General features: G+C 37.8%; 20 protein-coding genes and 3 pseudogenes. 15 read left to right on the top strand and 8 right to left on the bottom strand.

Translation table 11 applies throughout. The annotated features are described in order from the left end of the window. Nucleotides 1-133: 133 nt before the first annotated feature. A complete protein-coding gene (gene dhaQ / locus HT715_RS01320) occupies nucleotides 134-1,123 on the bottom strand; it encodes a DhaKLM operon coactivator DhaQ (RefSeq protein ID WP_000142821.1) in 990 nt (329 codons plus the stop codon). Beyond that, nucleotides 1,120-1,650 carry a dihydroxyacetone kinase transcriptional activator DhaS gene (gene dhaS / locus HT715_RS01315; protein ID WP_000168611.1) on the bottom strand — a complete coding sequence of 177 codons (531 nt, stop codon included), beginning with the start codon at nucleotides 1,648-1,650 and terminating at the stop codon, nucleotides 1,120-1,122. The genes dhaQ and dhaS overlap by 4 nt, the downstream gene beginning before the upstream one ends. A gap of 153 nt (nucleotides 1,651-1,803) precedes the next feature. Here dhaS and dhaK point away from each other — a divergent pair, with 153 nt between their 5' ends. The 13 genes from dhaK (at nucleotide 1,804) to pdrM (ending at nucleotide 11,103) form a co-directional block, all read left to right on the top strand. Next, on the top strand, nucleotides 1,804-2,793 hold the full coding sequence (dhaK, locus tag HT715_RS01310; RefSeq protein WP_000720689.1) for a dihydroxyacetone kinase subunit DhaK: 990 nt from the start codon (nucleotides 1,804-1,806) through the stop codon (nucleotides 2,791-2,793). Between the two features lie 21 nt (nucleotides 2,794-2,814). Further along, nucleotides 2,815-3,390, top strand: coding sequence for a dihydroxyacetone kinase subunit DhaL (gene dhaL / locus HT715_RS01305; RefSeq protein ID WP_000990807.1), 576 nt, complete (start codon nucleotides 2,815-2,817; stop codon nucleotides 3,388-3,390). After that, complete coding sequence (gene dhaM / locus HT715_RS01300; protein ID WP_050208301.1) at nucleotides 3,390-3,764, top strand: dihydroxyacetone kinase phosphoryl donor subunit DhaM; 375 nt, start codon at nucleotides 3,390-3,392, stop codon at nucleotides 3,762-3,764. Before dhaL ends, dhaM begins: the two co-directional genes overlap by 1 nt. Nucleotides 3,765-4,387: 623 nt before the next feature. Further along, on the top strand, nucleotides 4,388-5,119 hold the full coding sequence (locus HT715_RS01295; RefSeq protein WP_054393039.1) for a hypothetical protein: 732 nt from the start codon (nucleotides 4,388-4,390) through the stop codon (nucleotides 5,117-5,119). Nucleotides 5,120-5,407: 288 nt separating this feature from the next. Then, nucleotides 5,408-5,587 carry a hypothetical protein gene (locus tag HT715_RS12350; protein WP_050208323.1) on the top strand — a complete coding sequence of 60 codons (180 nt, stop codon included), beginning with the start codon at nucleotides 5,408-5,410 and terminating at the stop codon, nucleotides 5,585-5,587. 112 nt (nucleotides 5,588-5,699) lie between these two features. Further along, the gene (locus tag HT715_RS11745; RefSeq protein WP_054393038.1) at nucleotides 5,700-5,912 is read left to right on the top strand and encodes a hypothetical protein; all 213 of its coding nucleotides are present in this window, start codon (nucleotides 5,700-5,702) and stop codon (nucleotides 5,910-5,912) included. A gap of 48 nt (nucleotides 5,913-5,960) precedes the next feature. Beyond that, nucleotides 5,961-6,179, top strand: coding sequence for a hypothetical protein (locus tag HT715_RS11740; RefSeq protein ID WP_078374344.1), 219 nt, complete (start codon nucleotides 5,961-5,963; stop codon nucleotides 6,177-6,179). A 124-nt stretch (nucleotides 6,180-6,303) separates the two neighbouring features. Then, nucleotides 6,304-6,996 carry a YjjG family noncanonical pyrimidine nucleotidase gene (locus HT715_RS01290; RefSeq protein WP_054393037.1) on the top strand — a complete coding sequence of 231 codons (693 nt, stop codon included), beginning with the start codon at nucleotides 6,304-6,306 and terminating at the stop codon, nucleotides 6,994-6,996. A 61-nt stretch (nucleotides 6,997-7,057) separates the two neighbouring features. Next, the gene (locus HT715_RS01285; RefSeq protein WP_138701194.1) at nucleotides 7,058-7,711 is read left to right on the top strand and encodes a uracil-DNA glycosylase; all 654 of its coding nucleotides are present in this window, start codon (nucleotides 7,058-7,060) and stop codon (nucleotides 7,709-7,711) included. Between the two features lie 9 nt (nucleotides 7,712-7,720). Beyond that, entirely contained in the window at nucleotides 7,721-8,185 is a 465-nt protein-coding gene (locus HT715_RS01280; RefSeq protein ID WP_023936889.1) for an 8-oxo-dGTP diphosphatase, read from the top strand. Nucleotides 8,186-8,197: 12 nt separating this feature from the next. After that, nucleotides 8,198-9,466 carry a dihydroorotase gene (locus tag HT715_RS01275; protein WP_054393035.1) on the top strand — a complete coding sequence of 423 codons (1,269 nt, stop codon included), beginning with the start codon at nucleotides 8,198-8,200 and terminating at the stop codon, nucleotides 9,464-9,466. Nucleotides 9,467-9,479: 13 nt separating this feature from the next. Next, nucleotides 9,480-9,740 (top strand): hypothetical protein, encoded by a 261-nt coding sequence (locus HT715_RS01270; RefSeq protein WP_001105926.1) that lies wholly within the window; start codon nucleotides 9,480-9,482, stop codon nucleotides 9,738-9,740. A gap of 10 nt (nucleotides 9,741-9,750) precedes the next feature. Further along, on the top strand, nucleotides 9,751-11,103 hold the full coding sequence (gene pdrM, locus HT715_RS01265; protein WP_031233691.1) for a sodium-coupled multidrug efflux MATE transporter PdrM: 1,353 nt from the start codon (nucleotides 9,751-9,753) through the stop codon (nucleotides 11,101-11,103). A gap of 213 nt (nucleotides 11,104-11,316) precedes the next feature. Here the strand turns inward: pdrM and xerS are convergent, their stop codons facing one another. The 4 genes from xerS to ylqF all read right to left on the bottom strand — a co-directional run bounded on the left by xerS (nucleotide 11,317) and on the right by ylqF (nucleotide 16,123). Further along, the gene (xerS, locus tag HT715_RS01260) at nucleotides 11,317-12,387 is read right to left on the bottom strand and encodes a tyrosine recombinase XerS (RefSeq protein WP_000817848.1); all 1,071 of its coding nucleotides are present in this window, start codon (nucleotides 12,385-12,387) and stop codon (nucleotides 11,317-11,319) included. A 552-nt stretch (nucleotides 12,388-12,939) separates the two neighbouring features. Continuing rightward, a complete protein-coding gene (locus HT715_RS01255; RefSeq protein ID WP_119919470.1) occupies nucleotides 12,940-14,490 on the bottom strand; it encodes a ClC family H(+)/Cl(-) exchange transporter in 1,551 nt (516 codons plus the stop codon). Nucleotides 14,491-14,505: 15 nt separating this feature from the next. Next, nucleotides 14,506-15,285, bottom strand: a complete 780-nt coding sequence (locus tag HT715_RS01250) for a ribonuclease HII (protein ID WP_119919469.1) — start codon at nucleotides 15,283-15,285, stop codon at nucleotides 14,506-14,508. Then, nucleotides 15,272-16,123, bottom strand: coding sequence for a ribosome biogenesis GTPase YlqF (gene ylqF / locus HT715_RS01245; protein ID WP_023936881.1), 852 nt, complete (start codon nucleotides 16,121-16,123; stop codon nucleotides 15,272-15,274). Before ylqF ends, HT715_RS01250 begins: the two co-directional genes overlap by 14 nt. Nucleotides 16,124-16,492: 369 nt before the next feature. Here ylqF and tnpB point away from each other — a divergent pair. Both tnpB and HT715_RS11735 read left to right on the top strand, forming a co-directional pair. After that, nucleotides 16,493-16,843: pseudogene (tnpB, locus tag HT715_RS01240) on the top strand (IS66 family insertion sequence element accessory protein TnpB). Continuing rightward, a pseudogene (locus HT715_RS11735) lies at nucleotides 16,837-17,173 on the top strand (transposase domain-containing protein); the annotation flags it as partial. The pseudogenes tnpB and HT715_RS11735, both read left to right, overlap by 7 nt. A gap of 209 nt (nucleotides 17,174-17,382) precedes the next feature. Here HT715_RS11735 and HT715_RS01225 read toward each other — a convergent pair. Together HT715_RS01225 and HT715_RS01220 are read right to left on the bottom strand one after the other, a co-directional pair. Next, nucleotides 17,383-23,868, bottom strand: coding sequence for a ZmpA/ZmpB/ZmpC family metallo-endopeptidase (locus tag HT715_RS01225; RefSeq protein ID WP_172922791.1), 6,486 nt, complete (start codon nucleotides 23,866-23,868; stop codon nucleotides 17,383-17,385). Nucleotides 23,869-24,106: 238 nt separating this feature from the next. Further along, nucleotides 24,107-25,286: pseudogene (locus HT715_RS01220) on the bottom strand (hypothetical protein). Nucleotides 25,287-25,334: the final 48 nt, after the last annotated feature.

Genomic DNA, 25,334 nt, shown 5'->3' with positions numbered 1-25,334 from the left:
TATCTACAACCTCAAAACTGTGTTTTGAGCAACCTGCGGCTAGTTTCCTAGTTTGCTCCTTGATTTTCATTGAGTATAAGATAAAAGCAAAGGTCTAACAAGTGATGTAGCCCTTTTGAGTTATACAAGCAAATTACCATGAAAAAGCTGTTGTTGGAGCATTGAGCGCTTCTAACCATTGTTTATTTTTCGCAGGGCAAAGAGTTACGGATATACCTGCCATATCCAGACTGGTCATAAATGTTCCTGATTTTATAAATGTAATAGTGATTCCTTCAATTTCTAAGAGTTGAAGGAGATCATTGATAAATATACCCATTTCTAAGTTGCTGGTAGTGCCTAGATTATTTACAAGCAATATAAATTGATCACCCTTTTTCCAATGATAGTGCAATCTTAATTTACTTATAATTTCATTTGCAAGGATTTCCGATGATTGGAATGGGACGATACGATAGCCTTCTTCGCCATGTATCCCAATACCATAAGAAATATTTCCTTCTTCCAAGTTAAATAGTGGAAGGGTGGCTTGGGGGAGACTAGCCGATTTCGTTGCAAAGCCAATTGTTGCGATTTCGGTAGCAAGTTCATAACCTAAATTAGTTAGTTGCTCGATGTCAGCACCGTTCTGAGCCGCATATCCTAGGATTTTATGAAGTAAAATAGTCCCTGCAAGCCCTCTTCCTCTAATTTGAAATCTATTGTGAGGTTCAATAGAAATATCGTCGTGTGCTAGACTATAGCCGACCTTAATTCCTTCTTGTCTAGCAGTATTAATGGCCCAGCTAAATTCTTTGATGTCTGCTTCGAAATTTTTTACAATGATGAAGACACCGTGACCATTGTTTAAAAAACGAATGGACTCTAAGATTTCAGTTCTTGTAGGAGGAGTAAATAATTGGCCATAGATAGCAGCGGTAAGCATTCCTTCTCCCACATATCCAATATGCGCAGGTTCGTGACCGGAACCTCCACCCGCCAATATTGGAACCTGATGAGGATTGTGATTTTTTTGATAGACTAAAGGTAAGGTAGGGTGTTTTTCTAATTCAGGATGACTGCTGACAGTTGCTGAAATGTAACTTGAAATAATTTTCTGTTTATGATTTGAAATAAATGTCATTGTGGCCTCTTTCCAATAATTGTCATGATGAGATAGTCTGGTTGTGGAACTGGACTTTTTTTATTGACGCAAGCCTTCACGATTTCTGCTAGAGCATGTGAGTGATAATCTAGCAAAAAACAAGTATAAGCAGATGAATCGCTATCAATCTGACCATATTCTCTTAAAATTTTTGATACAAGCAAGCGACAGTAGCTGATAAAGTGGTCATAGAAGTTATTTTGCCCTTGAATATCAAAAAGTTGAATATAAAAATCACGCTCTTGTTCGAAATAAAGAAATAATTCTTGTAATAGTTTTTGGCCTGAAATGAAGTCCAAGTTATTGGTGATATACTCGGTTAAGTCAGTTTCAAATATCCAGTCTAGCAGTTCATATTTGTCAAGAAAATGATTGTAAAAGGTCTGTCTACGAATGCCAGCTGATTCCATGATATCTACAATGGAGATTTTATCAAATTCTCTAGTAGCTAATAGGTCTCTAAATGCCTTGGCAATCCGTTTTTTTGTAATGAGTGATGATGCCATAGGAAGCCTTTCTTTTACTTACTTCATTTTACCAAAAAAATGTTTGAAACGGGTTTAAAAGGGGACAAATAATAGAATCTGTCCCTTATCATCCAGCAATAAAAAGTATATAATGAAATCGAAAACAAAGGTAGATGCCGAAAGGAGTTTCTCATGAAAAAAATTATAAATGAACAGACACAAGTTGTTGATGAAATGTTGCAGGGGTTGTCATTCATGCATGATGACTTGGTTCAACGCTTAGATGGTTTTGATGTTATCGTTAGAAAGGCAGAAAAGACAGGAAAAGTTGGACTCATTTCAGGTGGAGGTTCAGGACATGAACCCAGTCATGCTGGATTTGTAGGAGATGGAATGTTGTCTGCTGCCATTTGTGGAGCAGTCTTCACTTCACCTACTCCGGACCAAATTTTAGAAGCCATTAAGGCGGCTGATGAAGGTGCTGGAGTTTTCATGGTCATCAAGAACTATTCTGGTGACATTATGAACTTTGAAATTGCACAAGAACTTGCTGAAATGGAAGGTATTGATGTAGCAAGTGTTGTGGTTGATGATGATATCGCTGTTGAAAATAGTCTCTATACCCAAGGCCGTCGAGGTGTTGCAGGTACTATATTAGTCCATAAAATTTTGGGGGCTGCAGCTCGTTCTGGTAAATCATTATCTGAAATGAAGGACTTGGCCGACAAACTTGTGTTAGAAATTAAAACAATTGGATTAGCTCTATCTGGCGCTACTGTTCCAGAAGTTGGGAAACCAGGATTTGTTCTAGAAGATGATGAGTTTGAATACGGAGTTGGTATTCATGGTGAGCCAGGATATAAAAAAGAGAAAATGCAGCCTTCCTCACAATTGGCATCAGAATTGGTTGAAAAATTATCCGAAGGTTTCCAACTTAAGGCTGGTGAACGCTATGGACTTCTTATCAATGGTTTAGGAAGCACTCCTCTTATGGAACAATACGTATTTGCAAATGATGTGGCTAAATTGCTCCATGAAAAAGGTGTTGAGTTGGCGTTTAAGAAAATTGGAAACTATATGACTTCAATCGATATGGCTGGTTTGTCATTAACATTGATTCGATTGGCAGATGATGAGTGGTTGGCTGCTCTAAATGCACCTGTTACTACACCAGCTTGGTAAAATTCAAGGAGGAAATGTCGCATGAATGCTGAACAAGCTCTTGAATGGATGAAGCTTTTTAATGAAAAGATTCAAGAACAGAAAGATTACCTTAGTGAGTTAGACACTCCGATAGGAGATGGAGACCACGGTGGAAATATGGCGCGTGGCATGGCTGCAGTTATGGAAAACTTAGAAGGAAAGCAATTTGAAACCAGCAGTGATGTGTTTAAACTTGTCTCAATGCAACTACTGAGTAAAGTAGGCGGTGCTTCTGGTCCTCTGTATGGCTCTGCTTTTATGGGCATGGCCAAGGCTGATTCTAATTCGAAAATAGAGGAAATCTTACAAAGCGGTTTGGATATGATTGTCAAACGTGGAAAAGCAGAAGTTGGAGAAAAGACAATGGTTGACGTTTGGACTCCTGTTATTGCTGCTTTGTCTGCTGGTCAATTGACTCAAGAGGTTATTGATAAGGTAGTGAATGCTACCAAAGATTTACTTGCAACTAAAGGAAGGGCGTCTTATGTAGGAGAACGTTCTCTTGGACATATTGATCCTGGATCATTCTCATCAGGATTACTCTTTACTGCTCTTTTAGAAACTGGGGTGGTTTAATGGGAAGTATTGGTCTTGTTATCGTTTCACATTCCAAAAACATTGCAGAAGGTGTCGTTGAACTGATTAGTGAAGTAGCTAAAGATGTTCCGATTACTTATGTAGGAGGAACCGAAGATGGAGGAATTGGAACAAGTTTTGATCAAGTAGATAGGGTTGTTTCCGAAAATCCAGCAGATACCTTATTAGCCTTTTTTGACCTGGGTTCTGCTAAAATGAACTTAGAAATGGTGGCTGATTTCAGTGATAAAAGTATCATGATCAATAGGGTTCCAATTGTAGAAGGTGCTTATACTGCAGCTGCTCTTCTTCAGGCTGGTGCAGAACTGTCAGTTATTCAAACACAGTTGTCTGAGCTTGAAATCAATAAATAAGGAATTTTACTATAACACTTTTTATAGGTGGGCTATTGATTATCTCAACTATCAAATTTTAAGTAAATAAAAAGGGATTGCTTTGGGCAGTTCCTTTTTATTTTAACAAGAGTAAACCTATAGTGTTTCTAAATTGTGAATCATTCAAAACTGATTGTGATGAGACTATTCTAGCTTTAGAATCCTTCAAAAATTAAAGTTTAAGGCAATCAATTACTTAGAAGAGTACGAAAACATTTAGTTTATAGGAATTCTAGACCTAGAATCACATGGATATTTATGAAGTTAGGGTATTCGATAGTTAGGATTGTTCTATTCTGAACGATTTGGGTTGTCAATCTTCTAGAATAGTAGTTTGCCAATGAATTTTGTTGAAAGATTCCTTGTTTTATGGTAGTCTAAAGTAAAAGAAAGCCCTACCATTATATTTGTATCTTTAATCTGACTTGGTTTAGGTCTAGAAGAGGGATAGATATTTTGGGTTTCCAAATAATAATAATAATATTTTCACTTGCAAAAAATGTATTTCGACTTTATCTAATGTAGAAGAAAGAAATATCATGAAACGTTTATGACTTGTTGGAAAGAGAATGTGAACTAAAAATAGATTTAGGAGTAGGTAGATGAGTAGTTTAGAGTCAATTCGTAAAGCGCATATCATCGTGTGGGGTGCCTATCTATTTTTATCATTAAGGGCGCCGCTAATTAGCAGCACAGAGTATTTCTTGCTTATTTTTTTAGCGTTTCTCTATTCAATAGTATCGCTACCTATATACTCTGTGAAGAATAAAATAGTATCTATTTGTCTGGCTATAAACTCAATTCTGTTAATGATTTTCCCGATTTTTATTAATAAATATTTCTCAGGAAACGTTTCTACTTATATCGTATTAATCAGTATTTTTATCCTGGAGTTCTTAATCTTTAATAAAATTGGTAGAGATTTTGATACTAGATTAGCTAGCGAGTATAGGAAAATCAGTCAGTTTAAAAGTAAGATGTCTCAATCTCCTTGGATAAAATATTTAGAGATTTCTAGTTTTATATTAACTATATTTCCATTTATTCTTCATGGTACAGTTGATAATCGTGTATTGGCTCTTATCTTTTTGATAAAAATTTGTGTAGATACTACGATAAAGGTTCTATTAAACAGAATTTTTAAGACAAGTAAGGTAATGAAAAGGAGGATATTTTCTCTTTTTGTACTAGATTTGATTGTCTATTTATTTTTAGGTTATGTTTTAGTGATACAAAAAGACGAATATCTGTTTTCAATTCTACTAATTTTTTCTAATTTCTCACTTCCCTTTATCAGAGAAAAAGAGTATGAATTATTTAAAAATAAGAAGTGAGATAGATATGGTTAAATCTTAGTTCTCTTTAAAATCAAATCAGGTAGAGAAAGGGTATTTTATCTAGGTAACAAAGTGCTTTAAACGCAGTCAACGATTACTGATTAGAGAACTATCCTAACCATGCAACGTTAAAGAGGAGAAATCTTATGAAACTCGTATTACCAAATAATTATGCTGCTATTGAGTAAGAAGAGATGAGGTGTCTTGATGGGGGATTATCCCTACATAAAGACGGGGGAATGTTACAGTAAACATAGCCACTGCTTATTTTATGGGGAATTAAATATGTTTAAACTAAGTGATAGAGTCAGAGTGGTCTTTGCTCTTTTAGGAGCAAGTTCCATATTAGTCAGCATGTATCTTATACCTTTTATTAAAACTGAGAATAAATTTTGGGAAATACTTTTATTTATATTAGGTGTATTGCTAATTGGAATTGCGTTACTAAATCCCCCAAAAAATTAAATTTTGGAAATAGAATTAGTGAGTAGGTAATCATTTATTGATTGGATTTTTAATGCTATTGATGAATGGGATGGAAAAAGTGACAATAAATTAAGAACAGGATGATAGCATTATGATGGTTGTTTTAATTTTGATGGTTGTGGTGTTTCTGTATTATGTAATTACAGAGTATTTTCAGAATGGTTATATTGACTGTATACTATTTCTAACATTGCTGATTTCTCATTTGATATGGAATTACTATTTTTTGCCCATTGAAGTCTTAGTAGCATTAAGTGGAGTAAATTTGTTGTCAAGATTTTTCAAAAAAATGAGAAGTCAATAGATTTGTTAGTGGATTATAAAGATGAAAGGTAAAATTGGGATATTTTAAATGAAACATTTTTTTGCTGGTATCGGAGAGATAAGATTTAGTAGTTATCTATTGTCTCTATGTGTAGGATTAGCCCCTCTTTTTTATATATATGTCATAGGTTTGGAAATGAGTTTTGTGAAGATAGTATTATCTATTTTGGGAGTCATATTTGTATGTATTTTAACTATTGCTCGAATTTATAGAAGATTTCTCTATAATAAAAATAAACTTGACTAGAATAGTATGAATTAGTTAATCAATTGGAACGATTATTCTTTGTGATACTATACCACTTTTAAGTTTTTACATTAAACAGCTGGCTGAAGTGAAAGTTGTTTATCTTAGAAAGGAAAACACCAAATTGTCCTACAAATTTCTACTCTTCGACCTCGACCACACCTTACTTGATTTTGATGCTGCTGAGGATGTGGCTTTGACACAACTTCTAAAAGAAGAAGGGGTTGCAGATATTCAGGCTTATAAAGACTATTATGTCCCTATGAACAAGGCTCTCTGGAAGGACTTAGAGCAAAAGAAAATCAGTAAACCAGAGCTGGTTAACACGCGCTTTTCTCGTTTATTTGCTCATTTTGGACAGGGAAAAGACGGTAGTTTTCTAGCCCAGCGTTACCAGTTTTACCTATCCCAGCAAGGGCAAGCTTTTTCAGGTGCTCATGAACTTTTAGATAGTCTCATCGAGCGTGATTATGACTTATATGCTGCGACAAATGGGATTACTGCTATTCAGACGGGACGTTTGGCTCAATCTGGTCTGGCACCTTATTTTAATCAAGTCTTTATCTCTGAACAATTGCAAACACAAAAGCCTGATGCTCTCTTTTATGAAAAGATTGGCCAACAGATTGCTGGATTTAGCAAAGAAAAGACGCTGATGATTGGAGATTCCCTAACCGCCGACATTCAAGGTGGCAATAATGCTGGGATTGACACGATTTGGTACAATCCTCATCAACTCGAAAATCCCACACAAGCCCAGCCAACCTACGAAGTCCATTCTTACCGAGACTTGCTGGATTGTTTAGATAAACTGTAAAAAGTGGTTTAGAAAGCCACTTTTTGCTATAATAGAGGCAGTAAAAACGAAGGAGTTGGCTATGGAACACTCGTCTTGGCATGCTTTGATTAAGGCGCAATTACCTGAGGGTTATTTTGGGAAAATCAATCAGTTTATGGAGCAGGTCTATTCTCAGGGGACTATTTATCCGCCCAAAGAAAAGGTTTTTCAGGCTCTATTGACAACACCGCTTGAAGAGGTTAAGGTGGTGATTCTAGGGCAAGACCCCTATCACGGGCATGGTCAAGCGCAGGGCTTGAGTTTTTCCGTACCTGACTCTATCCCAGCTCCGCCATCCTTGCAAAATATCTTGAAAGAATTGTCAGATGATATTGATGTTAAGAAATCTCATGATTTAACGTCTTGGGCTGAGCAAGGAGTCTTGCTTCTCAATGCTTGCTTGACGGTTCCTGCTGGGCAGGCCAATGGTCATGCTGGGCAGATATGGGAGCCTTTTACGGATGCTGTGATTCAGGTGGTTAATCATTTAGATAGACCAGTTGTTTTTGTACTCTGGGGAGCTTATGCACGCAAGAAGAAGACCTTGGTTACCAATCCTAACCACTTGATTATTGAATCAGCCCATCCCAGTCCTTTGTCAGTTTATAGAGGATTTTGGGGTTCCAACCCTTTTTCCAAGGCCAATGCATTTTTAAAAGAGACTGGACAAGAGCCAATCGATTGGCTTAGATAAGGAGAAAATATGCCTCAGTTAGCGACGATTTGCTACATTGATAACGGGAAAGAACTGCTCATGCTCCACCGTAATAAGAAACCCAATGATGTCCATGAAGGGAAATGGATTGGTGTGGGTGGCAAGCTAGAGCGTGGTGAGACTCCTCAGGAATGCGCGGCGCGTGAAATCCTTGAAGAAACAGGACTCAAAGCCAAGCCAGTTCTAAAAGGTGTTATCACTTTTCCTGAATTTACACCAGATTTAGACTGGTACACCTATGTTTTTAAGGTGACAGAGTTTGAGGGTGACTTGATTGACTGCAACGAGGGAACGCTAGAATGGGTTCCCTATGATGAGGTTTTGAGTAAGCCAACTTGGGAAGGTGACCATATCTTTGTTAAGTGGCTTTTAGAGGATAAACCCTTCTTTTCAGCCAAGTTTGTTTATGATGGGGATAAATTGTTGGATACCCAAGTTGATTTCTATGAATAAAGGAGAAAGCATATGCTACTAATCAAAAATGGTCGTGTAATGGATCCCAAGTCTAGTTTGGATCAAGTGTGTGATGTTTTAGTTCAAGATGGGAAAATTGTCAAAATTGCGTCTGAGATCACGGAAGAAGGAGCAGAAACGATTGATGCTAGTGGTCTAGTAGTTGCTCCTGGCTTGGTTGACATTCACGTTCATTTCCGTGAACCTGGTCAAACTCATAAAGAAGACATTCATACTGGTGCCCTAGCAGCCGCTGCAGGTGGTTTTACAACGGTTGTTATGATGGCTAATACCAGTCCAACTATCTCGGATGTAGAGACTTTAAAAGAAGTTCTGGATTCAGCTGCCAAAGAAAAGATTAATGTTAAGACGGTTGCGACCATTACTAAAAACTTTAATGGCCAAGATTTGACAGACTTTCAGGCACTTTTAGCAGCTGGTGCGGTTGGTTTCTCAGACGACGGTATTCCGCTTGAAAGCAGTAAAGTTGTCAAGGAAGCTATGGAAGAAGCTAAAAAGCTTAATACCTTTATTAGTCTTCATGAGGAAGATCCAGGTTTGAATGGGATTCTTGGCTTTAATGAAAATATCGCTAAAGAACATTTCCATATCTGCGGTGCGACTGGGGTGGCTGAGTATGCTATGATGGCGCGTGATGTCATGATTGCCTATGCAACTAAGGCCCATGTTCACATCCAGCATTTGTCTAAGGAAGAAAGTGTTAAAGTAGTGGAGTTTGCTCAAGGTTTGGGTGCGCAAGTCACAGCAGAAGTAGCGCCACAGCATTTTTCTAAGACTGAATCGCTCCTTTTGACACAAGGTAGCAATGCTAAGATGAATCCTCCACTTCGTTTGGAATCAGACCGTCGTGCCGTTATCGAAGGCCTCAAATCAGGCGTCATCACAGTTATCGCAACTGACCATGCGCCTCATCATGCAGATGAGAAAAACATTGAGGATATTACCAAAGCGCCATCTGGTATGACTGGTTTGGAAACATCTCTTTCCCTCGGTTTAACTTATTTGGTAGAAGCTGGGGAATTGACCTTGATGGAATTGCTTGAAAAGATGACCTACAACCCAGCCAAACTTTATAACTTTGAAGCAGGTTACTTGGCTGAGAATGGTCCAGCGGACATCACTATTTTTGATGCTAAGGATGACCGTCTTGTGGACTCCCATTTTGCTTCCAAAGCGACTAATTCACCCTTTATCGGTGAAACCTTAAAAGGGCAGGTTAAATATACCATCTGTAAGGGACAAATTGTCTATCAAGCTTGATAGGAGTTAGAATATGAATTATTTTCGAAAACGTAGGGAGAGACAAGCGAAATCTAATAGTGGAATTTACTGTCCCGCAGCTAATCGTTCTAAAATTCAATATGAAACTAAAGAAAAAGCTGACCATGCGGTTCAATATGATAATGGAGGTTTAGTTAGAAGCTATTATTGTCGTACATGTGCGTGTTGGCATACTACTTCAAAATCTAATAATCCTCCGCTAAGTTTGAAAAACTATGGTCTGAAACTCTTTGGTTTAGATAAATCAGAATAGAAAGAGAAGTATGTATAAGACAAAGTGTTTACAAGAGAAGTTAGTATTATTTTTAAAAATTTTCTTCCCAATCCTAATCTACCAATTTGCCAATTATTCTGCCTCTTTTGTTGACACTGCAATGACAGGCCAATACAATACCATGGACTTGGCTGGTGTGTCTATGGCGACCAGTATCTGGAATCCTTTTTTTACATTCCTAACAGGGATTGTGTCAGCCCTGGTGCCTATCATTGGTCACCATCTTGGTAGTGGTAAAAAGGAAGAAGTTGCGTCTGATTTTTACCAATTTATCTATTTGGCTTTGGGACTATCTGTGGTCTTGCTGGGGATGGTAATTTTCCTGGCACCACCAATCTTGAATCATCTTGGACTAGAAGCACCAGTGGCGGCAGTAGCAGTTCGTTATCTCTGGTTTTTATCTATTGGAATTATCCCCTTGTTGCTCTTTAGTGTCATTCGTTCCTTGCTGGATTCGCTGGGGTTGACTAAGTTGTCCATGTATCTCATGCTTTTGTTGCTTCCTCTCAATAGTGGATTTAACTATCTCTTGATTTACGGGGCCTTTGGTGTTCCAGAACTGGGAGGTGCTGGTGCTGGTTTAGGAACATCCTTGGCCTACTGGGTCTTGCTGGGGATTTCTGTTCTGGTTCTATTTAAACAGGAGAAGCTCAAGGCTCTACATCTTGAGAAACGAATTCCGCTTAATATGGATAAAATCAAGGAAGGAGTTCGTTTAGGTCTGCCTATTGGGGGGACTGTATTTGCTGAGGTGGCTATCTTTTCCGTGGTTGGCTTGATTATGGCTAAGTTCTCGTCCTTGATTATCGCTAGTCACCAGTCAGCTATGAACTTTTCAAGTCTCATGTACGCCTTTCCTATGAGTATCTCATCTGCTATGGCTATTGTCGTTTCCTATGAAGTGGGAGCCAAGCGATTTGATGATGCGAAAACCTATATTGGTCTAGGAAGATGGACAGCCCTCATTTTTGCGGTCTTCACCTTATCCTTCCTTTACATTTTTAGGGGAAGTGTGGCTAGTCTTTATGGTAACAACCCAGAATTTATCGATTTGACAGCACGTTTTTTGACTTACAGTCTTTTCTTCCAGTTAGCAGATACCTTTGCAGCACCTCTTCAGGGAATTTTACGGGGGTATAAGGATACCGTTATTCCTTTTTACCTTGGTTTGGTTGGTTATTGGGGGGTGACACTCCCAGTAGCTATGGTATTCGACTCTCTAACAGATTTTGGAGCTTATTCTTACTGGATTGGTTTGATTATTAGTTTAATCGTGAGCGGGGCTCTCTACCGTTGGCGTTTAACTGCGATTATGAAGAGATTTGAATCCAGAAAAGCTTGATTTTTAAAATTCCTACAAGCAAAAATATCCTTCCTTATCTGCATTATTTTTGCTATAGTTAAATTAGTAGTAGGCAAATGAGAATTTCAAAAATATAGAAACAATTGATATTCCACGCTACTTTACTGGTATCAGATATCAAGAAAAGAAGTTGCTTATTTTTAGCAGCTTCTTTTCTTGATAAAAATTTTACATAAGTTATATTACGTAAAATTATAAACTATCCAAGGCATTCTTTTGTTCATCATTGACGATATGAGTATAGAGGTCAGTGACTTGTGTACTGGCATGTCCTAGCTGGTGACTGACCAAAACTTGCGATTTAGTAGCATCATAGAGCCTAGTTGCTAGGGTATGGCGCAGTTTATGGGGTGTTACACGGACTTTGAAGTCCTCTGAGTATTTAGCAACCATTTTCTCAACGCTGGAAGCGTCAATACGATTGGGAACACCTCTATAGAGTGTCAAAAAGAGGGCTGTGTCTGTTTTTTCCGTCTTATAGCGTTGATTTCGAATGGCCAGATAATTCTCTAAATAAGGCTTAGCAAAGGCAGCAACATTGACCGAATCGCGTTTGCCACCTTTTCGAGTGACATCAATAACCATCATTTTTAGATTGAGATCTCTTAAATCCAGATTAACAGCTTCAGATAAGCGAACACCCGATGCCAAGAGAAGGGCAATAATGGCTAAATCTCGTTCTTTATTTTTGTTGAATGATGAGAGAGCTCGATTTGAAAGCTGTTGTGGGTACTCTTGGTCAATATAAGTTAGAAAACCTTCTGTTTCATCACCTAAAAAGAGTTTTTGCTTGATGTTTTCAGCTCTAGCAGCAAGTGTTTCTTTCTTTTTTTTGGTTGAAACTTTCTTCATTACATTACGATAGAAATAAGGTTCCCCTTGATCGTTTTCAACCTCCTCAGTCAAATACTTATAAAGACTAGAAAGTGCTGACAAGGTCCGATTGATGGTTGTCTGAGAAACACCTTGTTTGCTTGTATTGGCATTCAGCAAAGGACGTTCTCGAAGATAAAGGATAAAAGCCTCCATATCTTTCTTTGACATGTTTTCCAAGACAGATAAAGGAATATTAGACATTTTATCAGCGTTTGAGATACCAGACTCCAAAACCCAGCTGAAAAATCGATCATATTCCTTGAGGTATTCGTACAAGGTTGTAAAACTGTAAGGAACAGCAAGCTTAGATTGGTAGTATTCAAGAATATACCAGGGCATGATTTGTTTTAGTTTGTCGATTCGTTCCAGTAAAATCTCACGTTTCATGTATTTTCTCCATAAATAAGTCTATTAGTAGTATAGCATGGACTTATTTATTTTTCAAGAAAATTATAGTTTTTCGGAAAGATGTTATAGAGCTTTTTAAAAAAACTTAGACCTGTGTAATACGGATCTAAGTCTTTGGAGTTTCATTGTGAATCATTAGCTAGTGTTTTTTCTAGCTTCCAAATACTAAACCAGAATGAAATAGTTAACAGAATAAGGAAAATAAAAAAATCTCACCCACTAAAGTTCTGTTAATACTACATAACTGAAGAGCTATATAAGGGAGCTATGAGATACAAAGTGCACTGTATAATTGCTATTGTTTTCTTTTTCATGATTTTAATCTTACTGTACAGATTTGATACAGTAAACTCCTTTCTAGCTTTATGCTTTATCATTTCTAACTTAATTATAGTCTTATTTTTACCAAAGCTCAATTATTTATATGTAAAATTCCTCATCAGTAAAAAATAACCGACCTCATTGCTGAGAATCGGTTTTCTAAATAAATCAAGTCAGTTGTTTGCATAATATAAATTATGTAAACAAACTCTACAACAACAAATCTTTGACTTTCCCAATTTCGCTTTTTGGAATAACCAGGTGAATCATATCACCCAGATACATTCTGGTTGAGCCGTTAACTGTTTGGCTCTTGCCATTATGGACTTGGGTAGTGATGAGGACGTTGTGTGGTAAGTTGAGTTCATGAACTTGTTTCCCAGCAATTTTATCAGAAACTGGTATTTCGATAAGTGTAACTTCTCCTTCGCTGGATACTTCTTCTGGAAGCATTTTTTCCAGCATGGCTTCATAGACTGGTGTACCCTTGAGCAAATCCATGATAATATAAGAAACAAGAGTGACAAGACCAAGTGGCATGAGGTTGCGAATATCTCCTACCATCTCAGTTACGAGGATCATGGCAGTTAAGGGAGCTTTTGATATTGCTCCAAAATAGCCACTCATTCCTAGAATGACAAATATAGGGAATTGCTCTTGACTGACAAGTCCAAGATTGACGCAGATAACACCAACTAGGGCACCAAGTAAGGAACCAAGCGCCAAAATTGGTAGGAAAATGCCTCCTGGAAGACCACTTCCATAACTAATCATGCTCCAGATAAAGCGAATTAAAAAGTAAGCTAATAGAACTTGGAAACTAAAATCTTGCTCAGTTAAGGAAAGAACAAGCTGATTTCCACCACCAAGGACGTGGGGTAAAAAAATTCCGACTGGTATGATGAGAATAAAAGCAAGAATTGGATCATAAGCTCTATCCAAATGGATTTTTTGACCAATCCAATCATAAAGTCTACCGACATCGAGCACAGCTTTTTCATAGAGAAAACCGGAAAATCCAAGGAAAATTCCCATCACAAGATAAATCCAGTATTGATCTAGGGTCATGAGAGGAATGTTATCTGGCATATCCAATACTGGTGTCAAACCGAACATGAGTAGAGACACAAAGTTTGCTACGATGCTGGCTGCTAGTGTAGAAACCCAGAAAAAGCGCGAAAAATGGTGATAAACTTCTTCTACTACAAAGAGGAGGCCTGCTATTGGTGCATTAAAGGCTGCGGCTAAACCTGCTGCAGCTCCACTGGCAATTAAGGAACGTTCCTCTACTGGACTGGATTTGAGCCACTTGGCAATTCCTTTACCACCAACTGCTCCCAGTTGGATACTTGGCCCTTCACGCCCCAGCATAAGGCCGCTGGCAATAGCAAGCATTCCTAGCACATATTTTTTCCAAAGAACGCCCCACCAGTTGAGGGACATGAGGCATTTCAGTTCGGCTTCGACTTGCGGAATTCCTGAGCCTTTGATATCTTTTTCTGATCGAGTTAATTTAGCACTGAGCCAACAGATGAGTATATAAAACAAAACCAGTACAAAAAGATTGCGCACTAGGTGCCCTTGATCTTGATAAAGTCCTTGTATCAGGTGGAAGCCCTTTTCAATTAAGAAACGAAAGGATCCGACGATAATTCCAACGACGAGGCCGACAATGATTCCTCGACCAACTTGGGATAGGATAGTGCTGGATGCAAAGGCGAATTCTTTCTTAGAACGGACTATTTCCGACTGTTCCTCCATGGTATTTCCTTTCAATTAACTTTCTTTTTTACCTAAAACCAGTGATTTAACAGGTTCAAAGCTGGTTCGGTGAATTGGGGTAACTCCTAGTTTTTCGAGTCCTTCTAGGTGTTTAGCAGTTCCATATCCTGCATTAGTAGCGAAATCATAGCCAGGAAACCGCTGATCGTATTCCTTCATCAATTCATCACGGGTCACCTTGGCTACTATAGAAGCTGCTGCGATAGAGAGGGAATTAGCATCACCTTTGATGATGGAGGTTTGTGAAATGGGCAACTCCAGTTTCATGGCATCTATCAAAAGGTGCTCAGGTTGAGGACTGAGCTGGGAGATTGCTTCCTGCATGGCCAGTTTAGTTGCTCCGTAGATATTGACTTGGTCGATGACCTGATTATCCATGATACCAACGCCAATTGACAAGGCTTGGTCTTGAACTGCTTGGAAAATCTCCAGATGTTTCTTTTTAGGAATTTTCTTGCTGTCATTGAGGCCTCTAATCTTACAATTTTGAGGTAAAATAACGGCTGCAGCGACTACTGGCCCAGCCAGAGGACCTCGGCCGACCTCGTCAACACCTGCTATCAAGATCACTCCTTGCTTGTAAATTTCCTTTTCATAGGAAAGCATAGATTCCAAACGCAAATTTTCATCCAATTCAGCCTGAATGGCTTTTTTACGCTTGCTAATTTCTTTTTGAACTCCAGAGCGATTATCCTTTTCAAGATCTAAAAAAATAGGGCTTTCTAACTCCTTGACTGTCACAAGGAGTTCTTTGATTTCTTTAATCGTTGCCATCGAGGTCTTCCAATGTATCTAAGGTATAGTTACCGAGTTTTCCATCACGGACTTCCTTCACGAAGAGACTGTAAAAACGGTCATAGTCATCACGGAAACCGAGGGCGCGGGTCATATCCATAATAATCACAGGCGCTTCTTCTTCAATTTTCATTTGTTTGAAGCGTTCAGCCAGCTTTTCTGGATAATGTTCTTTGAAATAATTGATACCAAAAATGGTAACCTCATCCATAGGAAGCAACTGATCCTTGATAGCTCCAGTCAATGCCAACTTAAGTGCAACAGTTTCATCCTCAAACTTAGGCCAGAGAATCCCCGGTGTATCCAAGATTTCCAGATCTTTATTGGTTTTAAGCCATTGTTGACCTTTTGTGACCCCTGGCTTGTTTCCAACAACAGCAATCTTTTTACCAGCCAAACGGTTCATCAGAGTTGATTTACCAGCGTTTGGAATCCCGATAATCATGGTACGCAAGGTTTCAATCTGAATCCCACGTTCTTTCTGGCGAGCAATCTTATCAGCCATGAGCTTTTTGGCCGCATCTGTTACAACTTTTACAGTCACTTGCTCTTTGGAATTGATAGTCAGCGTCTGGATTCCCTGTGATTCAAAATACTGACGCCATTCTTTGGTCATTACTGGATCGGCCAAGTCCGCCTTGTTTAAAATCAGGAGTTTCGGTTTATCACCAACAATCTTGGTCAACATAGGATTTTGACTAGATAGAGGTAAGCGTGCATCCACCAAAATCGTTACAAAATCAACAAATTTTAGATTTTCCTGCACCTGCCGACGCGCTTTAGACATGTGACCAGGAAACCATTGAATAGTAGCCATTGAGTTTTTCCTTTCATAGCGAGGATTTAGATACCCTATTTTATTTTACTATCGTTTGAACACATAGAGTTTTCAAATGGATGATGTCCAAACACTTCTTGTTTTATGACATAGAAATCTACTTTATATTATATCATGCCTTCTTTATTTTGTCCGATGATAGCCTTTCAAGTACCCTATATATAGTAGATTAAAACAAGATGTGAACAAATCGATTAGGAAAGTCAAATTAATTTCTAGAAATATTTTAACATCTATAACGTACTATTCTAAAGTAAGCGCGTCATAACAAGGTATCGTATCTATCCTAATTCCCCACCTTCCAGTATACTAGATAAAAAATAATTATCGGAGGAAAGGTATTGTACTATGATGATTCAACTAAGTGATTTAGGTCAAGTTCACCTTGTTTGTAGGAAACTGGATATGAGACAAGGAATTGATTCACTGGCTTATCTCGTTAAAACCCACTTTGAATTGGATCCTTTCTCAGGTCAAGTCTTTCTCTTTTGTGGTGGACGTAAAGACCGCTTTAAAGCCCTTTACTGGGATGGTCAAGGATTTTAGCTACTATATAAACGCTTTGAAAATGGTAAACTGACTTGGCCAAGTACAGAAAAGGATGTCAAAGCTCTCACGCCTGAACAAGTAGATTGGCTTATGAAGGGCTTTTCTATCACTCCCAAAATAAATTCATCAGAAAGTCGTGATTTCTATTGAAAGACGGACATCTGGTCCTTTCCAATAATCTAGCTGAACGCGCCATTAAATCATTGGTTATGGGACGGAGTAAAAGAGTCCAGTGGACTCTTTTAGCCTAAGCTCAGTTTTAAAAAGCGAGGGTGGTTGTTTTCTCAAAGTTTTGAAGGAGCTAAAGCAAGAGCTATTATTATGAGCTTGTTGGAAACAGCTAAACGTCATCAACTAAATAGTGAAAAATATCTATCCTATCTTCTAGAATGTCTTCCAAACGAGGAAACTCTCGTAAACAAAGAGGTTTTAGAGGCTTATTTACCATGGAATAAAGTTGTACAAGAAAAGTGCAAATAAGAAATCTCCAGATTAGGAACTATCCGTGAGTTCTCTAGTCTGGAGATTTTTCAATATACTTCGTTATTGGGCGGTTACGGTGCAACCAAGACACTTCCGAGTAACACCGAACCAACAATACATTTTATTTTCCGAATGGAAAATTTATCTTTTTTAATAATGACAATTCTAATTCTCTACATTCACTTTTTATTTCCTAATAGTAAACACTATTTTTTATTCTCAAAAATTGAACTTCTAAAATCATCGGTTTGGTCAAGATAGGCTTTAAAGATTGCTTTCTTGAGCTTGTGGACTTCACTATCTATGTCTGGATTGTAGTTATTCCAATGATAGTAATTGTTTTTTGCATCCTTACGAACAGCTTGGTTCATCAATTCCTGTAATTCAGTCACGCTATTGATAGTTTTTGTTCCGCGAATATACCAAGGAATTGATGGATCCTTAAATGACACTGTATTTAATTGTCCAAACTTATCTTGGCGTTCTTTGTACATAGCTTTCTTGAATTCAGTCCAAGTTTTATATTGACCGTTAAATACCTTTTTCAAAACCAAGTCATCTGTCACCAATCCGCGTTCTTTACCATAAATAGTTATCTTTTTACCATTTTGTTTGGCTTCTTCTTCGTATTGGTTTGAGATATATGGTACCATACCATCTTTAAAGCCTTTAGCAGCTAGTAGTTCATAGGCTATACGACGTCCCATTAGGTCACCTGGTGTTCCGTTATCACTACTTAATGCTGCATAAATTGGTGCAAATAACTTAATAGTGAAGTAGCCATTTCTTTCGTATTCTTTAGACTTGTATTCACGAGCTGATAAGATATTGTTTGTAATCAAACTCTCAAAGCTTGTCAGTTTGTTGGCATCTTCTACTGTCAAATCTTTAACTACATTTGTTGCGTAAACACTATTTCCATCTGCTGGATCTTTCACATACTTGTTCTCAATTTTTCTCAACGCAGCCATTTTTTCTGTTGCAGATAGTTGACTGATTATCGATTGTCCCTCGAGATATTCCAACATATAAACGACATCAAACATGTTATGAACGTAGTTCTGAAGATCTGTTGCGTTTTTAAATCTCGTGGTTGGATCAAGTATTTGTAATCGTTGTCCTTCTGTACTATCAGATTTTGAATGTTTCAAAATTGAGTTGATGGTGATGGTTGCGTCATTTGGATGGTCTGGCGCTTGTAATAAGCCTTTGGCGAAGAACTCTGGTCCCAAGCCACTTCTTCGACCATAGCCACCAAGATAGATGTCCTGATCTGAATCATGCGTCATTTCATGCGTATAAGTAATGGCGCCGTCCTTGTCTAACATACGATAACCCATATAATAAACGGCATCACCTGTGGCGTAAGCACCGTGTTCATTATGACCGACTTTATTTCCAACAGGTCCAAAGAAATGTTTCATAGCAGGATTTGGATCATCAAAATCTGCTACTTTTTTAGCCTTTCCTTCAGTATTATCATTTCCAAATTTATAGGCATCATAAAGCAAGATATTTCGATAAAGCTTTTCACGCCCTTTTTCATCTAGAATACGATACCAATAATCATAGTGATCTCGTTGACGCTCTGCTGTTTCGTGAGCACTCTTTTCAACAAACTTATTGAGCTTATCACCAGCCTTATAGTCACTATTGCGATAACGATCATAAGCACCAAAGCCTAGACTAGAGATAGTTGAAATGACAAATACTGATTTTTCTGGCAAGGTAAGTAGAGGTAGTACCATGTTACGATATTTCCAGCTGTCGCTAGTGATTCGATCATAGACACCGATAGAGTACTTGCTACCAGCTTTTTCCTGGTTAGCCCTCACTTCTGGAATATTAGATTTTTCTTCAACGATATAAGCCTTGGTCTGTGATTTAAACCAGTCATTGTTAGTTTGAGTAGGTGCAAATGCTTTACGATAGCCTTCTAAAGCACTAAACAGGTCTTTTGTACCGTAGTTATTCGTCAGCAAGGCATTGTAAGTAACCACATTATTTTTTGCCAAGAGATTGTTGTAGCCAGATTTACCTAGTTCAATAATTGTATCTAGCGGAGAGGTATTTCCCTTACCAAAGAAATCCATATGGAACATAAGCAAATCTTTTGCGCTAGCCTTATCAAATTTGAAATCATACCAGCGTTCTAGATAGGTTAATCCTAGCATCAAGGCTTCTTTGTTTCGCTTGATTTTATCAACCATGTAATTGTCAATAGCACTATTATTTCCAGTAACAGCAGCATCAGCTGAAAGTAATTTTTTAAGAGTCTCAGTCAAGTGCTCTTTGGTTTTAGCGAATTGTTCATCTAGATAGAGTTCTGTTAATTTAACATTATCAGAGATTCCTAACAAATTCTTAAGAGCAGATGGATTATACTGCACTGTATTTAAGTCGTTTTTAACTCTGTCTATTATAGATGAATAATCTTTTAGGAAAGCATTTGGTGTGTATACTAGACCTGTAGTTCCAATAGTATACTCAGCCAGATTTGCAAAATCACTATGGTAGGTTAAGCTTACTTTCTCAGATGTTCCATCTTTGTAATGTAGTAATAAGTGATTGATAGAGTGCTTGTCTGAAGTAATATCTGAAACCACTTCATCATTTTTCATAGGGACAACAGACAATAATTCTTTCTTAAACAGCTTATCGTTCACTGATACTAGATTTCCATATTTAACGATAGTATCTCTATTATAGAAAGGTAATAATTTTTCTATATTTTTATATGCAACTTTTCTTGTCTCCTGATAATGAGCTGCCTTGGTATAATCTACATCCTGTTTAGCAGAATTTGTGAAATCTTCCACTGTGACAGTGTGTTTTGTAGTAATCTTCTCTTTCTTAGCTTGAACTGCTGTTTTTTCAATCTCAGTACCACGTTCTACAGTGGAATCAACTGACATCACCTCATCATCAACTTGTTGAACATTGACTACTTTGTTTTCTTTATTACTATAGACATTTGTTTCCTTTATACCATTGAAGTGGTAACCAGAAATCGCATTCCCATTTGTAATATTCATATCGCTGAGAACATTTTGTAGAATCCCAGAATTGTCCTTCGTGCTAGAGCCATTTGTCCAAAGGGAACCTGCAACTCCACCAACTCTAGCGAATGGTTTAGCATTATTTATTTCACCTTCAGCATAACTATTTTCTACAGTTGCATTATTTTCTACGATACCTGCAATTCCACCAATGGTTTGATTAGAATGTTCTCCATTACTTGAAATGGTTACTGTTGCGATAGAATGATCTACCCTAGCATTCGTACCAGTTAATTGACCGACTAGACCACCAATTGCATACTGAGAGGTTGTAACAAAGGTATTTGTTATTCTTCCAGTGAAACTACTATTACTTACGGTAGAATTTTCAACTTTTTGAATAAGTCCTCCGATACCTAGCTCACCAGCAATGATTCCATTTGCGTGAACGTTATCTAAAGTTGAAGAATTTGTGGCTTCCTTAGCAACTGATGCGACATGATTCTTACCAGAAATATTAACATCTTTTAAGGTGAGATCCTTAACAGTAGCTCTATTTAATGTATTGAATAATGGCTTTTTCAAATTATAGATAGCATAATGTTTACCCTGATGACTACCAATTAATGTCCCTGTGAAATTCTTTGTAACATAACTTTCTTGGTTTTCATCCAACTCAACCTCACGAGCATTCATGGTTGCGCCCAGAGTGAAAGTTCCATTAGGTCTACTATTCATATCAGTTACTAATTTTTTAAATGATGTGTAGATAGGGCCATCGTTTTGAACAACTTTTGGAAGATAATAAGTAAAATTGTCTTGATATTGATTATCTACAGATTGCTTCAAGTGTTCCAAGCTAGCTGTAATTTTATAGACTGCTTTACCGTCTTTTGTAGTATCCTCAATATTTGAAACTGGAAGCATCACATCTTTATATTTAGCTGACTTCACTTTGATGAAATAAGCAGATTTATTATCTGGTACTTTATCTAAGCTTGTATGTTGTTTTGATTGATTGCCTTCATAACTATAGAGCTCCACATCAGAAACACTTCTTAGTTCTATTGTTTTCTCTTGAACTTCTACTTTTTTATCAGGTTCTACTTCAGTTTCTTGTTTAATTTCTTCGTTTCCATTTGAATTGGCTGTGTTTGATTCGCTTGAAACATCCTCAGTTGAATTTCCTTTTGGTTGGTCTGGTTCTGTTTGCCCATTCTCTTCTGTTGTTGCATTACCAGAATTTTCAGGTTTGTTTGTTTCTTCAACTGGTGGTTTTGAATCGCTAGGTTTATTAGATACTTCTCCAGTATTTTCGCCTGCAGATTGAACTGGATTTTCTGCTCCTTGAGTTGAAGTTCCTTTTGTAGTGCCCTCATTTGGTTTTACTGGACCTTCTTCTACAGTTTTTTCTGAAGTTTCATTTTTGGAGTCATTATTTTCTGGTTTATTTGATTCTCCAACTTTAGAAGTTTCGTCTTTTGACTCATCTTTACTTGTTGGTTGTCCATTCAAGGCTGCCGCAGCTGCCACTAGGTCATTCTTAGCTTGGTCAATCCCTGCTTGACTTGCACCTTCTTTAGCTGCTACAGCTTTCGCTGCCGCAAGTGCTTTATCATAAGCTGCTTGCTTAGCTTGGTCTGCATTTTGATACTTGTCAGATTTTTTCGTGCCAGATTCTTTACCAAGCTCGGCTTTCAAGGCAGACTTGTCGCTTGCCACTCCATCCAATTGACCTTTTGCATTCTCTACTGCTTGCTTAGCTGCATTCACCTCTGCTTGTGTAGCTCCTGCTTTTGCTAGAACTTTTTGAGCGGCTTCTAATGCTGCATCATAAGCTTTTTTCTTGTCTGCTGTTGCATTTTGATACTTAGCTGTCTCTTTGGTAGCTGTCGCATCTGTTGTTGCGGCTGTTCGTAATGGCTCTTTGTCAGTCCCTTGTCCATTCAAGGCTGCCGCAGCTGCCACTAGGTCATTCTTAGCTTGGTCAATCTCTGCTTGACTTGCACCTTCTTTAGCTGCTACAGCTTTCGCTGCCGCAAGTGCTTGATCGTAGGCAGTACGCTTAGCTTGGTCTGCATTCTGATACTTGTCAGATTCTTTCGTGCCAGATTCTTTACCAAGCTCGACATTCAACTCATCTTTTTCAGGTTTGTTTGTTTCTTCAACTAAGGTTGTCGAATTACTAGGATTACTGGACACTTCCCCAGTATTTTCGTTAGATGTATCTGGTGATACTTTCTCTGAATTCGTTGTTGATTCTTCTGCAGATTGAACTGGATTTTCTGCTCCTTGAGTTGAGGTTCCTTCTGTGGTGCCTTCATTTGGTTTTACTGGAACTTCTTCTACAGTTTTTTCTAGTTCTTGTTCTTTCGGTTTCTCGACTGGAGTTGCAGAAGGAACTTCTGAAGCGTCTGTAGATTCTTCTTTAGTCTCTCCTGATTTTTCTCCTGACTTAGGAGTTGCATCTTCTCCTGAGTTTGTTGTTGATTCTTCTGCAGGTTGAACTGGATTTTCTGCTTCTTGATTTGAGGTACCTTCTGTAGAGCCTTCTGTTGGATTTACTGGAACTTCTTCTACAGTTTTTTCTGAAGTTTCATTTTTGGAGTCATTATTTTCTGGTTTATTTGACTCTCCAACTTTATTTGTATCACCTTGATTAGATTCAGTTGGTACTGTTTGCCCATTCTCTTCTGTTATTGCATTACCAGAATTTTCAGGTTTTGTTGAAGTTTCGTCTTTTGACTCATCTTTTTCAGGTTTGTTTGTTTCTTCTACTTCTTTTGGCTTCTCGACTGGAGTTGCATCTTCTTTCTGTTTTCCAAGATTCTCTCCGTTCTGAGAAGAATCTACGGTTGGAGGTGTAGAGTGACTTTCCACTTCTGAGTTCATATCACTAGATAATGTATCAGCTTTAGTTTCAGCGGACTCTGTAGCTACAGTTCCAACTTGTCCATCCCTAAATTCTGGAACAGCCTCATACTGTCCGTTAATCACTTGTATTTTTGATGGATTCTCTATAAAATTCGGTGCAATCGTATAATCTACCTTTTGTTGATCTATTGGAGTGGCTACTGATTTCTCTTGATTACTTACCTTAGAATCAGAAGTCGTTTTTCCCTCTTTGATATATCCAATATAAGTGTAACCTGAAATATCTTTAGGAAGAGGTAATTTTTCTCCAGAGGTCAACTCATAGTCCGTATTGTAATTCAGTAAAAGATTATTTTCTAAAGCATGGGCTGATACTAGGATACCGTTTCCTATCCCTGCAACCAATACTAAATGCAATACCGTTTTATTCTTAATTTTTTTCTTGGAAACAGCAAAAACTAAAATCCCCAGAGCTGCTAAACTAGCACCAGCAACTAAGGCTTGCATCTCATTCTTGCTTCCAGTATTTGGCAATTCTCCCAGTTGATTTTGAGAATTTAACTTATAAACAAGATAATAAGTCTCATCATCATTCTCCACGTATGTCGGAATATCATATACAAGCTGCTTCTTTTCTTCTGATGATAGCTCTGACTCTGTCACATATTTGTAGTGAACACCTTTAGTCTCTTGAGCAGCCACAGATGAACTAGCTAATACAGACATAAAAAATAAACTCGAAATCGTTGCAGATACAAGTCCTACTGATAATTTTCTAAATGAAAAACGTTCTTGTTTTTCACCAAAATACTTTTCCATTATTCCTCCTTGAAATAAAATTTTAAAAATATGTAAGCCTAACTTTTTTATATTAGTGTACTATCTATAAAAAAGGGAACATACTTTAATTATACTCTTTATTTAGCAAAAAGTCTTAAAATTGAGTTGCGTTTTCATACTTTTTTTATATATAAAATACCAAGTAGTAGTTTTGCAATTCCCTATTATTTTTTGGATAAAATGTAACCTACCATGAAATTTCCACGGCAGGTGTTACTCATATCACTAATCGTTCTAAAAATGGTTTGAGGCAGTTGAGGAGAATTCCTTCTATCCAGCTTCCTTGTGTTGATGAGCGATGGTCTTCCTGCAGGCTTTTTTTTTAGAAAATCTCGGACTTGTTCTGGTGCGATTTCAAATTCAAAGGCTTTCATTTTATAGAAAAAGTCGATGAGATGATCTGACAGGTATTCAGTTGAAAAGGGTACTTCACCACTTTTTCGATATTCTAATAAGAGCCTAGAAAATCGAGCTTTTTCTTCAGGAAGCTCACGAAAATAGGAATTGAGGAGCCAAGTCTGCTTCTGTTTTCTTTCAATTGGATCCTGACTGGCAATTCGTTGGTCTTTTTCCAGCTCTTTTTGGTATTGTTTGGCCTTGATAGCTCGTTCTGCTCTATTTTTACCAAAAAGAATTTTTTCCCACTTGCGTTCTTCTTGAGTCAGGGTCTCTGTAAAGCCAAAGTAATCTTGATAAGCACGCTCTGCGGGTCCCATGGCTAGAACCAGATTGTCTGCATATTGCTTGGCGATTTTATCCCTCTTCTTGCGTTCTTTCTCTGCCTGGATACGAAGTTCTTGTTCGTAGTCAATTTTCTCCTTGCCTAGCTTGACAAGGTAGAGTTGGTCATCCGATTTCCCAAGTAAAAAGGGTTTGATACACTTTTCAAGGACTTCTTCCATCCGAGCCTTTTTCTTTGGTTCCGCCTTGGTCCAACTTCCTCCCTGAAAGACTTCTAGGAAAAGCTGGTAGTCTCTCTCAGGCGCAAATTGATTGCCACGATTGGGTTTGAAAACACCTTTTTCCCAGAGCCATTTTAGAAGTCGCTCGTCAAAGTCACTTTTATTGACCTTGATTTTTTCCTTTTTCTGAGCTTTTCTGGTTAGATTTTCAACCTTTCTGAGCAGTTTTTCTTCCTCTTCCAATTGCTGGTCAAGGGACAATCGATGAAAATGACGAACACAGTCGCTACCAATTGGAAAGAGGCGTTGGCCTGTGACACCGTTAAAGAGTTCATAAGCGTATTTGATGGCATTTCCACAGACACAATTGCTACGGCCAATACCGTTAAAAATCAAGGAAACTTCATTCCATTCCTTGGTAGCTTGTTCCCAAGTATCCGCTTTCGAAGCCTGTAAAACTGCATCATACAGGGATTTTCTAACTGGAAGTGTCATGAGGTCTCCTTTCTAATACTCCATGAAAATCAAAGAGCAAACTAGGAA

It is taken from the genome of Streptococcus sp. 4155, assembly GCF_013276695.1.
GTDB classification, from domain to species: domain Bacteria; phylum Bacillota; class Bacilli; order Lactobacillales; family Streptococcaceae; genus Streptococcus; species Streptococcus pseudopneumoniae.
Note: the sequence above shows the minus strand (reverse complement) of the source record. Positions and strands in the feature narration are given on the sequence as shown.

Bases quoted from the DNA above. Each gene is read 5' to 3' on its own strand.
- dhaM (WP_050208301.1), top strand. From the start codon at position 3,390: ATGGGAAGTATTGGTCTTGTTATCGTTTCACATTCCAAAAACATTGCA.
- HT715_RS01280 (WP_023936889.1), top strand. From the start codon at position 7,721: ATGCCTCAGTTAGCGACGATTTGCTACATTGATAACGGGAAAGAACTG.
- dhaL (WP_000990807.1), top strand. From the start codon at position 2,815: ATGAATGCTGAACAAGCTCTTGAATGGATGAAGCTTTTTAATGAAAAG.
- HT715_RS01250 (WP_119919469.1), bottom strand. From the start codon at position 15,285: ATGGCAACGATTAAAGAAATCAAAGAACTCCTTGTGACAGTCAAGGAG.
- ylqF (WP_023936881.1), bottom strand. From the start codon at position 16,123: ATGGCTACTATTCAATGGTTTCCTGGTCACATGTCTAAAGCGCGTCGG.
- dhaS (WP_000168611.1), bottom strand. From the start codon at position 1,650: ATGGCATCATCACTCATTACAAAAAAACGGATTGCCAAGGCATTTAGA.
- HT715_RS01270 (WP_001105926.1), top strand. From the start codon at position 9,480: ATGAATTATTTTCGAAAACGTAGGGAGAGACAAGCGAAATCTAATAGT.
- HT715_RS01255 (WP_119919470.1), bottom strand. From the start codon at position 14,490: ATGGAGGAACAGTCGGAAATAGTCCGTTCTAAGAAAGAATTCGCCTTT.
- xerS (WP_000817848.1), bottom strand. From the start codon at position 12,387: ATGAAACGTGAGATTTTACTGGAACGAATCGACAAACTAAAACAAATC.
- HT715_RS01295 (WP_054393039.1), top strand. From the start codon at position 4,388: ATGAGTAGTTTAGAGTCAATTCGTAAAGCGCATATCATCGTGTGGGGT.
- HT715_RS11745 (WP_054393038.1), top strand. From the start codon at position 5,700: ATGATGGTTGTTTTAATTTTGATGGTTGTGGTGTTTCTGTATTATGTA.
- HT715_RS11740 (WP_078374344.1), top strand. From the start codon at position 5,961: ATGAAACATTTTTTTGCTGGTATCGGAGAGATAAGATTTAGTAGTTAT.
- pdrM (WP_031233691.1), top strand. From the start codon at position 9,751: ATGTATAAGACAAAGTGTTTACAAGAGAAGTTAGTATTATTTTTAAAA.
- HT715_RS01285 (WP_138701194.1), top strand. From the start codon at position 7,058: ATGGAACACTCGTCTTGGCATGCTTTGATTAAGGCGCAATTACCTGAG.
- HT715_RS12350 (WP_050208323.1), top strand. From the start codon at position 5,408: ATGTTTAAACTAAGTGATAGAGTCAGAGTGGTCTTTGCTCTTTTAGGA.
- dhaQ (WP_000142821.1), bottom strand. From the start codon at position 1,123: ATGACATTTATTTCAAATCATAAACAGAAAATTATTTCAAGTTACATT.
- HT715_RS01225 (WP_172922791.1), bottom strand. From the start codon at position 23,868: ATGGAAAAGTATTTTGGTGAAAAACAAGAACGTTTTTCATTTAGAAAA.
- HT715_RS01275 (WP_054393035.1), top strand. From the start codon at position 8,198: ATGCTACTAATCAAAAATGGTCGTGTAATGGATCCCAAGTCTAGTTTG.
- dhaK (WP_000720689.1), top strand. From the start codon at position 1,804: ATGAAAAAAATTATAAATGAACAGACACAAGTTGTTGATGAAATGTTG.